This window comes from Streptomyces sp. NPDC005494 (genome assembly GCF_042872025.1).
In the GTDB taxonomy this organism is placed as follows: Bacteria; Actinomycetota; Actinomycetes; order Streptomycetales; family Streptomycetaceae; genus Streptomyces.
On sequence record NZ_JBIAJR010000004.1, the window covers coordinates 162,806 to 176,510 of the forward strand.

The following is a 13,705-nucleotide window of genomic DNA, read 5'->3' on the forward strand; positions in this document are numbered from 1 at the left end:
CCGGTCGGGGTTCCCACGCCCCCGAAACATGCCCATGCCCCGCACCCTGCCGGTACGCGCTCTACCCGCACCGGTCCCACGTCTCCCCGGTCACCCCCCGCCCCCGCAGCACGGACTTGCGTACCTTTCCCGTCTCGGTGAGCGGCAACGCCGCGACCACGTCCACATACCGTGGCACCGCGAAAGCGGGGAGCTCCATCGCGCAGTGCCTCGCCACCTGCGCCGGATCGAGCACACGGCCGGCGCGCGGGACGACCGCCACCATCACCTCGTCCTCGGCGAGTGCGGACGGGACAGGGAACGCGGCTGCCTCGGCGATGTCGGGATGCGCCCGCAGCGCGTTCTCGACCTCGTAGCACGAGATGTTCTCGCCACGGCGCCGGATGCAGTCCTTGAGGCGGTCGACGAAGCGGAACCAGCCGTCGGGCTCGCGCACCACACGGTCCCCGGTGCGGCGCCACGCGCCCGGAGCCGGGGCCGCATCGCCCAGGTAACCCGTGGCGAAAGCATGTTCCCGGTCGGTGCGGACGAGGAGTTCCCCGGGCGTGCCGTCCGACACGCACGCGAGGTCCGCGTCGACGATCCGCGCCTCGAAGCCGTCGCGCACCGTGCCCATGTAACCGGGGCGGCAGTCCTCCGGCACGGAGCCGATGACCAGGTTGGTCTCCGTGGAACCGAACCCGTCGACGAGGGTCACGCCGAACCGCTCTCGGAATACGTCCCACAGCGCGCCGGGCGTGCCGGGGCCGAGCCCGCGCCAGGCCCGGTGCGCCCGGTCGTCGGGCCCAGGCGGCTGCGCGAGCAGCATCGGCACCATGGCGCCCAGCACATACACGCAGGTGGCCCGAGCCCCGGCGGCACGCGCCCAGTACCTGGACGCGGAGAACCGGCGGTCCACGACCACCGAGGCCCCCACGGTCATCGCCTGTGCCAGCGCGTGGAGCGCGTTGGTGTGGAACAGGGGCAGGCACGTGTAGAGGGTGTCGTCGGTGTTCAGCCGCAGTGAGTCGGCCACGTTCCGGCCCCACCAGACGAACTGGGCGTGCGGGCAGCGCACGCCGCGGGAGGGACCGGTGGTGCCGGAGGTGAAGAGGATGGCGGCCGTGTCACCGGGACGGGAGGGGTAGGGGTCGAGCGCACGCGCGACGCCGTGGACGGGCGTCGACGACGAACCCGCCACCCATACCTGTCCCGCGTATCCCACCTCGCCCACACGCGCGGCCAGGTCCTCCTCCACGTAAAGGAACCGCGCTTCCGACTCGTCCAGTGCGTGCCGCAGCAGCCGGCCATGCAGTGCCGTGTTGAGCGGGACCACGACCGCACCGAGCCAGGCGCATCCGAGCACCACATCGACGAGTTCGACGCGATTGGAGAGCAGCGTGGCGACCCGGTCCCCCGGCCGACAGCCTCGGTCCGCCAGCGCGCCGGCCATCGTGGCTGCGGCCGTTCGCGTCTGCGCGTAGGTGCGACGGACGCCGTCGACGGTGAGGAAGGCCCGCTCGCCGTGGTCTGCGGCCGCCGCGTCGACCAGGCCGGGAATTGTCATGCGGTTCATGAACGGATGCTGTTCGCCTGCCTTCGGATGATCAAGAGCAGTGGTTCGCTGACCGGTCCGCCGCCGCCATGGTCCGCTCACCGGAACAGGTTCATAGGCAGGCGCAGCGTCTCGCCGGATGCTCGTGCCGCAGACCCACTGGAGCTGGAGGTCACGACGAGATGACGACGAGCGAACGTCCCCCCGCGGTGAAGAAGACCGCCGCGAGAGAGTCCACCCCGGCGCGCCGCGGATCCGCCGACAAGATCGGCCGCCAGGACTGGTCGTCCTGGCCCCACTACGACGCGGCGGCGTCAGGCTTCCGCGGCTACTGGTACCCGGTCACCTGGGCAAGCCACATCACCGGCGATCCGAAGCCGTTCACCCTCTGCGGCGAGAAGATCACGCTGATCCGTGACAGCGGAAAGGTGTACGCGCTGCACAATCGCTGCCCGCACCGCGGCGTCCCGCTGTCCGAGGGCAACCAGCAGTTCCCCGGCACTGTCAGCTGCCCCTATCACGGCTGGACGTTCGACCTGCCCACGGGCAAACTGTCCGCGGTCATCACCGACGGTCCCGGCTGCCGTCTCACGGGCAAGCTGGGTGTGCGCACGTACGCCGTCGAGGAGCGCCTCGGCATGGTCTGGGTGTACATGCCGGTCGCCGAGGAGGAACCGCACCCGATCGACGAGCAGCTTCCCGAGGAGCTGGTGTCGAACGCCTTCGTGATGGGCGGCCGCATCGAGCCGCGTGGCGGCAACTGGCGCTTCGCCTGCGAGAACGGCTTCGACGAGGGACACGCCAAGTACCTCCACCGGACGGCCCTGTGGCGGCTGTTCAAGCCGATGCCGACGTGGAACATCACCCGGATCGTGCCGAAGGACCGCTGGATCTACCGCGTCCAGGACGAGGTCTACTGGGAGGCCGACTTCCCGGGCGTGGGCCGCTGGTCTAACAAGCGGTGGTGGAAGAAGCGGCCGCCGGAGGAGACGTTCAACCTCGGCAACACCGGCAAGACCGACGCCGTCGACCCGGTGATCGAGGCCCAGGAGTTCCCCGGCTTCGCATCCCTGTCGATGCCGGGCGTGCTGCGGATCGCGTACCCCAAGTTCATCCACTACGAGTTCTACGTTCCGGTCGACGCGGAAAACCACCAGTACGTCGGCGTGATGGTCAACTTCACGCAGGGCTGGGACACGCTCCGCTTCTACGCCAAGTACCTGGGAGCCGTCCGCTGGCTGTTCCACGGCCAGTTCTCCGGTCAGGACGCCTGGATGGTCGACGTGACCGACGCCCCTCCGGAGAAGCTCTACCGCCCGGACGTGTCGCTGACTTCGTGGCGCAACCTCAGCGAGGAGGAGTACGGCAAGAAGCTCGCTGCCGCCGGCGTCACCGGCCCCGCCATGGACACCACGGAAAGGGAAGCCTGATCATGGCCCGCACTCTGTTCAAGATCCTCCTCGGTGTCGCCGTCGCGGTGGCACTCCCCCGCGCGAAGAGGCGCTTCGCCCGGACGACGATGACCCAGGTCCACCGGGTCAACCAATGAGCGGCGACAACGAGCCCGACGGGCTCTCGGGGCTCACCGACCGGCGCCGCAGCTGGGTGACGGAGGCATGGCGACATGTCACCGAAGAGCGGCTGCGTGAGCTGGTCGTCGGCCTGGTCGGCGTCTCGAGCCCCACGGGCGACGAACGCCCCCTGGCCCAACACATCACGAAAAGCCTCGCATCGGTGGGTCTGCGAGCAGCCTGCCAGCCGATCGACGCACGCCAGGCGAACTCCTGGGCGCGACTCGAAGGCGACGGCACCGGGCCCGATCTGATGCTGTACGCGCCCATCGACACCCTCACGGTGGGCGAGGAGAGCGAGGACGTGCCGTGGATCGGGCCGGCGCTGCGGGAGGACATGCGCTCCGAGGCCACCGTCTACGACGACCTGGTGACCGGCCTCGGCGCCTCCAACCCCAAGGGACACGCGGCCTGCGTGATGATGGCCGCAGAAGCGATCGCGCTGGCCGGAGTACCGTTGACCGGGGACCTGGTGGCCGCGTTCGGCGCCGGCGGCATGCCGACCAACGCCCGGCCGGGGAGCGACCGGCTCAACACCGGTCAGGGGGTGGGCTGTTCGTTCCTGCTCGAGCAGGGACTCCACACCGACTACGCGGTCATCGCCAAGCCGGGGTGGACCGTGTCGTGGGAAGAGGTCGGGCTGGTCTGGTTCGACGTGACGGTACACGGCACCCACACCTACGTGGGCTCGCGCCACCGGCTCCCGTACGACAACGCGATCAGCCGCGCCGGCGACGTCGTACGGCACCTGGAGCGGTGGTTCGCCGAGTACGCGGAGCGGCACACCACTGGCACGGTCGCCCCGCAGGGCATCGTGTCGTCGGTGCGGGGCGGCTGGCCACGTACGGCCGCGGTGACCACGGCGGCCTGCACCCTGCGGGTCGACCTGCGGATCACCCCGGAGACGACGCCCGTGCAGGCGAAGCGTGAGTTCATCGCGGCCGTAGCGGACCTGAAGCGCGCGATGCCGGGGCTCGACGCCACGGTCGAGATGATCCTGGCCATCCCGGGGACCACCACCAGCCGGGAGAGCTGGATCTTCCGCAGCGCGGTCGCCGGATGGGAAGCCCTCGAAGGGCGCCCGCACGAGGTGGTGAACGGCAACAGCGGCGCGACCGACGCCAACATCCTCCGCGGGCGCGGCATCCCGACTGTCCGCGTCGGCATGCCGAAGGTCACCGAGGCGCCCTTCGACATCGACTTCGCCCGCGGTATGAACACCGTCTCCGTACGGGAGATGCAGAAACTGACCCGCCATCTGATCCGCACGGCGGTCGACACCGTCACCCGTTCACACGCGGAGTGCGACTCCGCCGTGGAGTCCGGGCCCGCCGTGGAGCCGGAAGGAGTATCGGCATGAGCGAGATCGTGCTCGGCGTGGGGGCCTCCCACAGCACGCTGATGAACACGCACTGGGAGGAAACCCTCCACAAGGACCGCGCCGAACGCTTCCGTGACGCGCTCCGCGCGGCCCGCGACGAACTGGCCCGGACCCGTCCCGACACAGTTGTCCTCATCGGCTCGAACCACTTCCGCGGTTTCTGGCTCGATCTGATCCCGCCGTTCACGCTGGGCGTGGGGGAATGCATCGCCAGTGGTGAGTCCGGCACTCCGAAGGGGCCCCAGCCTGTGGACGTGCCCCTGGCTCAGCACATCGCCGACTCACTGGTGGAGAGCGGGCGGTTCGATCCGGCGTTCTCCGCCCGGCTCCAGATCGACCACGGACAATCCCACGCCATCCAGTACCTGCTGGACGGGCTGGACGTGAAGATCGTTCCGTTGGTGGTGAACGTCTTCGCCCATCCGCTGCCGACCCTTGAGCGGTGCGACCAGTTGGGGCGCGCCATTCGTGACGCCGTACTCGCCTTCCCCGGCGACCGGCGCGTCGCCGTGGTCGGCTCGGGTGGGCTCTCCCACCGTCTGCCCTGGCCGAACTGGCGCGAACCGCACGGCACGGACGAGGAGTTCATGGTCGGCGCATGGCTCAACGGCCGCGAGAACTGGCAGGACTACGACGCCCGTCGCCGCGAGATCATCCGGGCCGCCGAGGCTTCCCTCACCCCGGAGTTCGACAACGAGTTCCTGACCCTTCTCGAACGCGGCGAGGCCCACCGGATCACCGACTTCACGAGCGAGGAACTGGAGAAGGCCGCGGGCAACGGCGCACAGGAACTGCGGACGTGGCTGCTGATGGCCGCGGCCCTCGGCCATGCGCCCGCACGGCGTCTTGCGTACGAGCCGATGCCCGAGTGGCTCACCGGGATGGGCGTCGCGGTCATCGACCCGGTGGACGCGGACCCGGCGCAGCCGGCATGAAGGCGCCGGCCGACGTGGCGATGTCGGGTCAGCGCTTCCTCGCCGGACCAGCGCCCCACGCCTGCTCGTTCTCCGCGCGCCCAGCGGCGCTGGAATCCGAGGCCGCTTCGGACGCGGCCGCCGCGGCGGCCGGTGCCGACCCCATGAACTCCGTCCTGGGCAAGGTCCGTCCGATCCTGGAGGCTTTCACCTCCGACGACGCCGCTCTCTCGCTCGCCGAGCTGGTGCGCCGGTCGGGGGCGGCCAAGGCCACGGTGCACCGGCTGGCCCAGGAGCTCGTCACCTGGGGGCTTCTGGAGCGGGAAGGGTGCGACTACCGGCTCGGTCTGCGCCTGTTCGAGCTCGGGCAGCGGGTGCATCGCCAGCGCATTCTGCGCGAAGCCGTTCAGCCGTACATGGAGGACCTTCTCCTGATCACACGGGAGACGATTCACTTCGCCATCCACGACAGCCTGGACGTCGTCTACCTGGACAAGATCTTCCCGCACCGCGGGCTGAACGCCGAGTCACGGGTGGCGGGACGGCTTCCCCTGTACTGCACGGGCACCGGGAAGGCGATCCTTGCGCACTCACCGCCGTCGTTGTTCGTCGACGTGATCCGCAGCGGCCTCAAGCCGCTCACCCGGCACACCGTGATCTCACCGGGGCGGCTCCGCGCCCAGCTCGACGTCATCCGCCAGGAAGGGATCGCTCTGGAGTCCGAGGAGATCCGGCTCGGGTACGCGAGCCTGGCCGTCCCGGTGTTCGCCGGGGGCACCACGTTGGTGGGCGCGTTGTCCATCACCGCACCCACCTACCGGATGGACGCGGCGGGGCACGCGACCGCACTACGGACTGCTGCGCTGGGCATCGGCCGGTCACTGGCCTAGCCGCGCCACTCGCACGAGCACGAGACCGCGCCACCTCACACGAGCACGAAGGGGCCCGCCGGACGGCGGGCCCCTCGCCGTGTTCCGGTGCCGCGACGCCTTCGCCGTACGCCCCTGACCAGCCGCGTCCTGCTCACCGGAACGACTCCGTAGGGAGAACCGCCCCTCGTTCCTAGGCTCACCGACATGAGCCAACTCACCGACGAAACCGGCGTCCTGAGCACCGACGTCCTGATCATCGGCGCCGGTCCGGCGGGTCTGTACGGCGCCTACTACGCCGGCTTCCGCGGCCTGACGGTGACCGTGATGGACGTCCTGCCGCAGCTCGGCGGGCAGATCAGCGCGATGTACCCCGAGAAGCCGATCTTCGACATCGCCGGCTTCCCGTCCGTTCGCGGCCGCGACCTGGTGGACGCTCTCGTGGGCCAGGCCGAGCCCTACTCCCCCCGCTACCTCCTGGGCCACCGGGCCACCGAGCTGACGCACGACGCCCACGGCATGCCGGTCGTCCGCAGCGACCAAGGGGCGACGGTACGGGCCAGGGCCGTCGTCATCACCGGTGGAGTGGGAACGTTCACTCCGCGTGCGCTGCCCGCCGGAGAGGAATTCCTCGGCCGCGGACTGGAGTACTTCGTGCCGGACCCCTCCGTTCACGCGGACCGGGACGTGGTGGTCGTGGGTGGCGGTGACAGCGCCTTCGACTGGGCGGCCCTCCTGGCACCTATCGCCCGTTCGGTCACCCTCGTGCACCGCACCGCCCGCTTCCGCGCCCACGCGGCGTCCGTCGAGAAGGTCCGCACACTCGGCGTGAAGATCGTCACCGACAGCGAGGTGAGCCGGCTCACCGGCACCGACCGGGTGGAACAGGCCGAGATCCGGCACCGCACGAGCAAGGAGATCCGCCTCGTCCCGGCCGGCACCGTCGTCGCCGCGCTCGGCTTCCTCGCCGACCTCGGCCCGCTGCAGCACTGGGGACTCGACCTCCAGGCGCGGAAGATCGCCGTCGACACCCACATGGCGACCAACCTGCCACGGGTCTTCGCGGCGGGCGACATCACCGACTACCCCGGCAAGGTCCGCCTCATCTCGGTCGGCTTCGGCGAAGCCGCCACCGCCGTCAACAACGCGGCCACCGTCATCGACCCGGGAGCTGCCCTGTTCCCCGGCCACTCCACCGAGAAGGAGCACTGAACACACCATGGCGTACGTCATCGGCGCGTCCTGCGTCGACATCATGGACCGGTCCTGCATGGAGGAGTGCCCGGTCGACTGCATTTACGAGGGCGAGCGCAAGCTCTACATCAACCCGGTGGAGTGCATCGACTGCGGCGCCTGCGAAGTCGCCTGCCCCGAACAGGCGATCACGGTGGACCGCAAGGCCGATCCCGACTTCCGCGAGGACAACAGGCGCTTCTTCACGGAGATCCTCCCCGGCCGCGACAGCGCCCTCGGCTCCCCCGGCGGAGCGACGCCACTCGGTCCTGTGGGCGTCGACACACCGCTGGTGAGCGCCCGATGAGCGCCGCGATCGTGGCGAAGGCAGCCGACGCCCTGCTGGCAGCCGAGCGCACGGGCGAGCCCTGCACTCCCGTACGGTCCCTGCTCCCCCGGGGCGACATCGACAGCGCGTACGGCGTTCAGCGCCTCAACGTCGAGCGCGGCCTGGCAGCGGGCCGTCGCATCGCCGGACGCAAGATCGGACTGACCTCCCCCGCCGTGCAGGCACAGCTCGGCGTGGACCAGCCGGACTTTGGAACGCTCTTCGCCGACATGGCCGTACCCGACGGCGGCACCGTCGCGGCCGGGCGACTCATCCAGCCCAAGGTCGAGGCGGAGGTCGCTCTCGTACTCAAAGCGGACCTGCCGCACCGGGAGTGCACGGTGGCGGACGTGATCCGGGCGACCGACTTCGCACTCGCCGCCCTGGAGATCGTCGACAGCCGCAACGCCGACTGGGACATCACCATCGTCGACACCGTCGCTGACAACGCCTCCAGCGGCCTGTACGTGCTCGGGGGCACCCCCGTGCCGCTGTCGGGCCTGGACCTGCGCGCCGTACGGATGACGATGACGCGCGAGGGCGCCGCGGAACCGGTCTCCACGGGCACGGGCGCGGACTGCCTCGGCTCCCCGCTCAACGCCGCCGCCTGGCTCGCCTCGACGCTGGCCGCGGCGGGCGACCCGCTGCGGGCGGGTGACGTCGTGCTCACCGGGGCGCTCGGCCCGATGGCCGCCGCCTCGCCCGGCGACCGTTTCGAGGCCCGGATCAGTCAACTTGGCCGTATCAGCGTGCAGTTCGCAAAGGAGGGACACACCGCATGAGTACCCGCACCAGGGCCGCCGTCATCGGCTCCGGAAACATCGGAACCGACCTGATGATCAAGATCCTCCGGCTGTCCGAGACGCTGGAGATCGCGGCGATGGCCGGCATCGACCCGGACTCCGACGGTCTGGCCCGCGCCCGCCGTCTGAAGGTCGCCACCACGCACGAGGGCGTCGAGGGCCTGGTGAAGATGGCGGAGTTCGCGGACGTGGAGTACGTCTTCGACGCTACCTCCGCCGGGGCCCACCGCCACCACGAGGACGTCCTGCGCCCCCTCGGCCGCACCCTCATCGACCTGACCCCGGCGGCCGTCGGCCCGTACGTCGTCCCATCGGTGAACGGCGACGCTCACCTGGCTGCCCCGAACGTCAACATGGTCACCTGCGGCGGCCAGGCGACCATCCCCGTCGTCGCCGCGGTCGACGCGGTCACCCCGGTCCACTACGGCGAGATCGTCGCCTCGATCTCCTCGCGCTCGGCCGGCCCCGGCACCCGCGCCAACATCGACGAGTTCACGGAGACGACCTCCTCCGCCATCGAGCAGGTCGGCGGCGCCGCCCGCGGCAAGGCGATCATCGTCCTCAACCCGGCCGAGCCCCCGCTGATCATGCGGGACACCGTGCACTGTGTCGTCTCCGCCTGCGCCGAGGAGGCCGTCACGGCGTCGGTCGAGGAGATGGTCGGCCGCGTCCAGGCGTACGTGCCCGGCTACCGCCTCAAGCAGAAGGTTCAATACGAGACGGTCCGCCCCGGCGACCCACTGCATTCCCTCGCCCCCTCCGGCACCGGCGAGGCGCTGAAGGTGTCCGTCTTCCTCGAAGTCGAGGGCGCCGCACACTACCTGCCCGCCTACGCCGGGAACCTCGACATCATGACGTCGGCCGCGCTGCGCACTGCCGAGCGCATGGCCGCGCACCACGCGACGGAGGCCGCCAAGTGACCAGTCTCTACGTCCAGGACGTCACCCTGCGGGACGGCATGCACGCCGTCCGCCACCGCTACACCACCGACCAGGCACGCTCCATCGCGGCCGCCCTCGACGCCGCCGGGATCGCCGCCATCGAGATCGCGCACGGCGACGGCCTCGCGGGCTCCAGCGTCAACTACGGCGTCGGCGCGCACACCGACTGGGAGTGGATCGAGGCCGTCGTCGACGCCACCAACACCGCCGTCCCCACCACGCTCCTCCTCCCCGGCATCGGCACCATCCACGACCTCAAGCAGGCCCACGCGCTCGGCATCCGCTCGGTGCGCGTCGCCACGCACTGCACCGAGGCCGACATCGCCGCCCAGCACATCGCCGCCGCGCGGGAGCTGGGCATGGACGTCGCCGGATTCCTGATGATGTCCCACATGGCCGAGCCCACCGAGCTCGCCCGCCAAGCCAAGCTGATGGAGTCCTACGGCGCGCACTGCGTCTACGTCACCGACTCCGGCGGCCGCCTCACCATGGACGGTGTACGCGACCGGTTCCGCGCCTACCGCGAAGTCCTCGACCCCGCCACCGAGCTGGGCATCCACGCCCACCACAACCTCGCCCTCGGTGTCGCCAACACGGTCGTGGCCGTGGAGGAGGGCGTCACCCGCGTCGACGCCTCCCTCGCCGGCCAGGGCGCGGGCGCGGGCAACTGCCCCCTCGAAGCCTTCGTCGCGGTCGCGGACCTCCTTGGCTGGAAGCACCACTGCGACCTCTTCCCCCTGATGGATGCAGCAGACGACCTCGTCCGCCCCCTCCAGGACCGCGAAGTGCGCGTGGACCGCGAGACGCTGAGCCTCGGCTACGCGGGCGTCTACTCCAGTTTCCTGCGCCACGCTGAGGCGGCAGCCGCCCGCTACGGCCTGGACACCCGCACCATCCTCGTCGAGGTCGGCCGCCGCGGCATGGTGGGCGGCCAGGAGGACATGATCACGGACATCGCGCTCGACCTGACGGCGCGCGACGCCAAGTGAGCTGGTCGGCAACCCGGTTGAAGGCCGACATCCGTATCCCGCCCTGCGACCGCGCCGACAAGGATCGTGGCGACGGTGCGCAGGGCGGAGGCGCTCGGCTTCGACAGCGCGTGGTCGGGCCGGCCTGCTACGGAGCATGACCGCCGCGCTGCGCGAGGGCCTTACGGTGCTGCGTGCGCTCATGAACGGTGACGAGTGCGCGTTCACGGGTCCGGCGCAGGATCACGCCATCGGTCGCCTCACCGGCGAGCCGGAGGTTGCGTGGTCCGCTCGCCACCGTGTGCAGCGGCACCGCGGGCTGCGGGTCGCGCAGCCGGGAGCGGACCGTCCCCCTGCATGCCGACGGCGTGCGTGCAGGGGGTGTTCCTGCAGCACGTCGGCTCGTACGCCCAGCCCACCGACCTCATCGAATCCGTCGGCGCCTCGGTGCTGCCGGCCCTGTGACGAAAGCGACTCCCGCATGACGGACACGAACACGCTGCGGAAGGGCTATGTGCCCAGCCGCTTCGGCCAGTTGCATTACGTGGAGACCGGCGACGGCGAGCCCGTACTGCTGCTCCACCAGACGCCCCGCTCCTGGACGGAGTACCTCGACGTGCTCCCCCTGGTCGGTGCCCGGTACCGGGCGATCGCGATGGACACCCTGGGCTACGGAGCGTCCGCGAAGCCCGAGGGGCAGCACACCATCGAACGCTTCGCGGACGGCGTCGGCGACCTGATCGAGGCGCTCGGCCTGCACCACTTCCACCTGGTCGGGCACCACACCGGCGGAGTGGTCGCCGTCGAGGTGGCAGCCCGATTCCAGGACCGCGTGGCAAGCCTCCTCCTTTCGGCGACGTCGTTCGTCGACGACGAGAAGCGGGGCTCCCGCGGGCGCGTCGACCATGTCGACCCCGCGCCGGACGGCACGCACCTGCGGCAGCTGTGGGACAACCGGCGCGGCTTCTACCAGCCGGGCGAGGAGGCGGCCCTGGGCCGGTACGTCATCGACGCGCTGACCGTCCTCGACCGTGTCGAGGAGGGCCACCAGGCGGTACGCCGCTACGCCATGGAACCCCGCCTGCCGAAGATCACCGCGCGCACGCTCGCGGTCTGCGCCCCCGACGACGGGTACTCCATGCCATCCCTGACGAAGTTCGCGGCGGCGATCGGCTGTCCGACCCGAGTGCTGTCCGCAGGACACGCGGCGGCGCCGGAGCAGGTGCCGCAGGAGTTCGCCGCTACCGTCCTGGAGTGGGCCGGCCGCGGCTGACCCGGCAGGACGAGCGCGCCCCATCGGAGGGGACACCACATTTCCCCGCAGGCCTGCTGATCGCGAGGGTCGTCGCCCCCATGGCGGCGGCCCCGGAGCACCAGCGACGCGTGCGCGAAGGAGCGAGGGAAGCCGTGCCGTGGGCCCTCAGGGCTCCGTGGCCGCGGCGGCGGGCGTCGCGAGCAGTTCCCGGGTGATCAGCAGCGCCGATCCGGCGACGCCCGCAGAGAGCGAGGATCCCGCGACGATGACGCCCGGAAAGTAACCGGATCATCTACTTCGCTCATCGATACCTCCCTGCATGGTGCCGGCCGGCGGTGGTTCTGCCCGGGGAGGTCCGCCTTCAGTGCCGACGCTGGGCGGCCATCCACTGCCAGATGTGGGTTCCCTTGGTACTGGGGTCATTGCGGGCGACGTAGATCCACGACCAGTGGCCGACGAACCGGTAGCCGTTCCAGTCGACGTGGTCGTAGAGCGTCATCAGCGAGCCGGGGATCACATGGTGCGCGTGGGCGGTGTTGGCCTGCGGGTCCACGGTGAGGTCGTCGTTGGAGGCGACAAGCCAGCTGGGCGTGGTGATCTGCGCCAGCTCGCTGTCGGGGAGCAGCGGGGCGCTCCCGGGCGGGAAGGCCGTGACGATGCCGCAGATCGGCACGGAGGCGGCGAACAGATGGGGATGGACGGTGGTCATCTTCATGCTCATGTAGCCACCGTTGCTGCAGCCGGCAACGTAGATCCGGTCGCGGTCGATGTGGTTCCCGCGCGTGACGTCGCTGATGATCTCGTGAATGAGAGGGGCGAAGCGGGGACCGTCCTCCATCCAGTAGGAGGTGCTTTGCGGGGCGACGACATAGGCGCCGTCGAAGATGCGCTGTGCCTCGGGGGTGGCGAAGCCCAGGGCGCCGCGGTTGGCTCGCAGCGTGACTTCGTTGTCGTAGTAGTCGTTCGGCAGTGAGGCGCCCTCACCTCCGCCGTGCAGCCAGACGATCAGCGGGCGCTTGCCGCGTCGCGAGTAGCGGGAATCGGCGGGCGAGTACAGCCGGTACTTCATCCCCGAGCCGGATATGTGGGAGCTGAACGCGTCCACTTCGGGGTCCGAGAGCTGAGGGTTCTGCACGAAGGTGCCGATGGTGATCGACCGGTGATTGCGCAGGGCGATCGGGGCCCGCTGCGTGAGGGTGTAGACGAGGTCGAGCATCACGTTGCGGCCCTCGCTCGCGAGGTAGCCGAGCGTGCTCGCCCCTGACTGGCCTTCGCCATGAGCCAGTTCGAGCACGAGGTTGCCCTCGCGGTCGAGCCGCACAGCGGTCACCGTGCGGTCGAGGTCGTACGCGAGCCTGCTGTCGTCGGGGGTGAGGGCGAACGGGCGGGTGGCCTTGGCGTGCACGCCGAACGTGCCGGTGGTCAGACCGGCCGGGTCGATCGGGCCGAGCCGGGCGGTCTCGAGGGTGATCGAGGTGACTTGTTCGCCACCATCGAGCACCTGGGCGTTCAGGGTGAATCTCACGCTGGTGGGCGCACGGTCGACGGCGTACGCGGCGACGCCGGGCAAAGACAGCATGCCGGCACCGGCGCCGGCGCCGGCGGCCAGGATGGTGCGACGGCTGATGTGTGTTGCCATGCGAACTCCTCAAGGGGTGCGAAGGCTCTATCGCGGCCTGTGTGCCGAACCGAGCACGGCCGCCGTCGAGTGGGAGAAGGGTCGGCCTCGTCCGACTGGAGCTGAGGCGAGAACAGCTCAAGCGGGAACAGCTGGCAAAGGGGTGCTCGAACGAGGCGGTTCGTCAGGCAGGAAATGCGCTGCCCAACAGCGGATCGTGCTGAACTTCCTGAGAGGCCGGAGCGACGAGGGAGTCATCATGTGACTCGCTCGACAGGGGCGCGACGCTT

12 protein-coding genes are annotated in these 13,705 nt (G+C 70.3%); 10 read left to right on the forward strand and 2 right to left on the reverse strand.

Annotated features, from left to right (window positions below; all coding sequences use genetic code 11):
• Positions 1-61: 61 nt before the first annotated feature.
• Positions 62-1,555, reverse strand: coding sequence for an AMP-binding protein (locus ACFYQ6_RS14545; protein WP_388763142.1), 1,494 nt, complete (start codon positions 1,553-1,555; stop codon positions 62-64).
• Between the two features lie 161 nt (positions 1,556-1,716).
• Here ACFYQ6_RS14545 and ACFYQ6_RS14550 point away from each other — a divergent pair, with 161 nt between their 5' ends.
• The 10 genes from ACFYQ6_RS14550 to ACFYQ6_RS14595 all read left to right on the forward strand — a co-directional run bounded on the left by ACFYQ6_RS14550 (position 1,717) and on the right by ACFYQ6_RS14595 (position 11,815).
• Positions 1,717-2,964 carry a Rieske 2Fe-2S domain-containing protein gene (locus ACFYQ6_RS14550; RefSeq protein ID WP_202591917.1) on the forward strand — a complete coding sequence of 416 codons (1,248 nt, stop codon included), beginning with the start codon at positions 1,717-1,719 and terminating at the stop codon, positions 2,962-2,964.
• A gap of 115 nt (positions 2,965-3,079) precedes the next feature.
• On the forward strand, positions 3,080-4,465 hold the full coding sequence (locus ACFYQ6_RS14555) for a M20 family metallopeptidase (protein WP_388763144.1): 1,386 nt from the start codon (positions 3,080-3,082) through the stop codon (positions 4,463-4,465).
• A complete protein-coding gene (locus tag ACFYQ6_RS14560; protein WP_086672932.1) occupies positions 4,462-5,421 on the forward strand; it encodes a catechol 1,2-dioxygenase in 960 nt (319 codons plus the stop codon). The genes ACFYQ6_RS14555 and ACFYQ6_RS14560 overlap by 4 nt, the downstream gene beginning before the upstream one ends.
• A 20-nt stretch (positions 5,422-5,441) precedes the next feature.
• Positions 5,442-6,290, forward strand: a complete 849-nt coding sequence (locus tag ACFYQ6_RS14565; protein WP_176735262.1) for an IclR family transcriptional regulator — start codon at positions 5,442-5,444, stop codon at positions 6,288-6,290.
• Positions 6,291-6,476: 186 nt separating this feature from the next.
• Entirely contained in the window at positions 6,477-7,481 is a 1,005-nt protein-coding gene (locus tag ACFYQ6_RS14570; RefSeq protein ID WP_203183082.1) for an NAD(P)/FAD-dependent oxidoreductase, read from the forward strand.
• 7 nt (positions 7,482-7,488) lie between these two features.
• A complete protein-coding gene (fdxA, locus tag ACFYQ6_RS14575; protein WP_069737871.1) occupies positions 7,489-7,809 on the forward strand; it encodes a ferredoxin in 321 nt (106 codons plus the stop codon).
• Positions 7,806-8,612, forward strand: a complete 807-nt coding sequence (locus ACFYQ6_RS14580) for a 2-keto-4-pentenoate hydratase (protein WP_388763146.1) — start codon at positions 7,806-7,808, stop codon at positions 8,610-8,612. Before fdxA ends, ACFYQ6_RS14580 begins: the two co-directional genes overlap by 4 nt.
• Positions 8,609-9,553, forward strand: coding sequence for an acetaldehyde dehydrogenase (acetylating) (locus ACFYQ6_RS14585; protein WP_203183080.1), 945 nt, complete (start codon positions 8,609-8,611; stop codon positions 9,551-9,553). Before ACFYQ6_RS14580 ends, ACFYQ6_RS14585 begins: the two co-directional genes overlap by 4 nt.
• Entirely contained in the window at positions 9,550-10,563 is a 1,014-nt protein-coding gene (gene dmpG, locus ACFYQ6_RS14590) for a 4-hydroxy-2-oxovalerate aldolase (protein WP_203183079.1), read from the forward strand. The genes ACFYQ6_RS14585 and dmpG overlap by 4 nt, the downstream gene beginning before the upstream one ends.
• A 460-nt stretch (positions 10,564-11,023) precedes the next feature.
• Positions 11,024-11,815 carry an alpha/beta fold hydrolase gene (locus ACFYQ6_RS14595; RefSeq protein WP_388763149.1) on the forward strand — a complete coding sequence of 264 codons (792 nt, stop codon included), beginning with the start codon at positions 11,024-11,026 and terminating at the stop codon, positions 11,813-11,815.
• 343 nt (positions 11,816-12,158) lie between these two features.
• Here the strand turns inward: ACFYQ6_RS14595 and ACFYQ6_RS14600 are convergent, their stop codons facing one another.
• Positions 12,159-13,436 carry a prolyl oligopeptidase family serine peptidase gene (locus ACFYQ6_RS14600; RefSeq protein WP_388763151.1) on the reverse strand — a complete coding sequence of 426 codons (1,278 nt, stop codon included), beginning with the start codon at positions 13,434-13,436 and terminating at the stop codon, positions 12,159-12,161.
• Positions 13,437-13,705: the final 269 nt, after the last annotated feature.

What these genes read in the sequence shown, in the direction of transcription:
- ACFYQ6_RS14545 (WP_388763142.1), bottom strand. Translation starts at nt 1,555, where the DNA reads ATGAACCGCATGACAATTCCCGGCCTGGTCGACGCGGCGGCCGCAGAC.
- ACFYQ6_RS14550 (WP_202591917.1), top strand. Translation starts at nt 1,717, where the DNA reads ATGACGACGAGCGAACGTCCCCCCGCGGTGAAGAAGACCGCCGCGAGA.
- ACFYQ6_RS14555 (WP_388763144.1), top strand. Translation starts at nt 3,080, where the DNA reads ATGAGCGGCGACAACGAGCCCGACGGGCTCTCGGGGCTCACCGACCGG.
- ACFYQ6_RS14560 (WP_086672932.1), top strand. Translation starts at nt 4,462, where the DNA reads ATGAGCGAGATCGTGCTCGGCGTGGGGGCCTCCCACAGCACGCTGATG.
- ACFYQ6_RS14565 (WP_176735262.1), top strand. Translation starts at nt 5,442, where the DNA reads ATGTCGGGTCAGCGCTTCCTCGCCGGACCAGCGCCCCACGCCTGCTCG.
- ACFYQ6_RS14570 (WP_203183082.1), top strand. Translation starts at nt 6,477, where the DNA reads ATGAGCCAACTCACCGACGAAACCGGCGTCCTGAGCACCGACGTCCTG.
- fdxA (WP_069737871.1), top strand. Translation starts at nt 7,489, where the DNA reads ATGGCGTACGTCATCGGCGCGTCCTGCGTCGACATCATGGACCGGTCC.
- ACFYQ6_RS14580 (WP_388763146.1), top strand. Translation starts at nt 7,806, where the DNA reads ATGAGCGCCGCGATCGTGGCGAAGGCAGCCGACGCCCTGCTGGCAGCC.
- ACFYQ6_RS14585 (WP_203183080.1), top strand. Translation starts at nt 8,609, where the DNA reads ATGAGTACCCGCACCAGGGCCGCCGTCATCGGCTCCGGAAACATCGGA.
- ACFYQ6_RS14595 (WP_388763149.1), top strand. Translation starts at nt 11,024, where the DNA reads ATGACGGACACGAACACGCTGCGGAAGGGCTATGTGCCCAGCCGCTTC.
- ACFYQ6_RS14600 (WP_388763151.1), bottom strand. Translation starts at nt 13,436, where the DNA reads ATGGCAACACACATCAGCCGTCGCACCATCCTGGCCGCCGGCGCCGGC.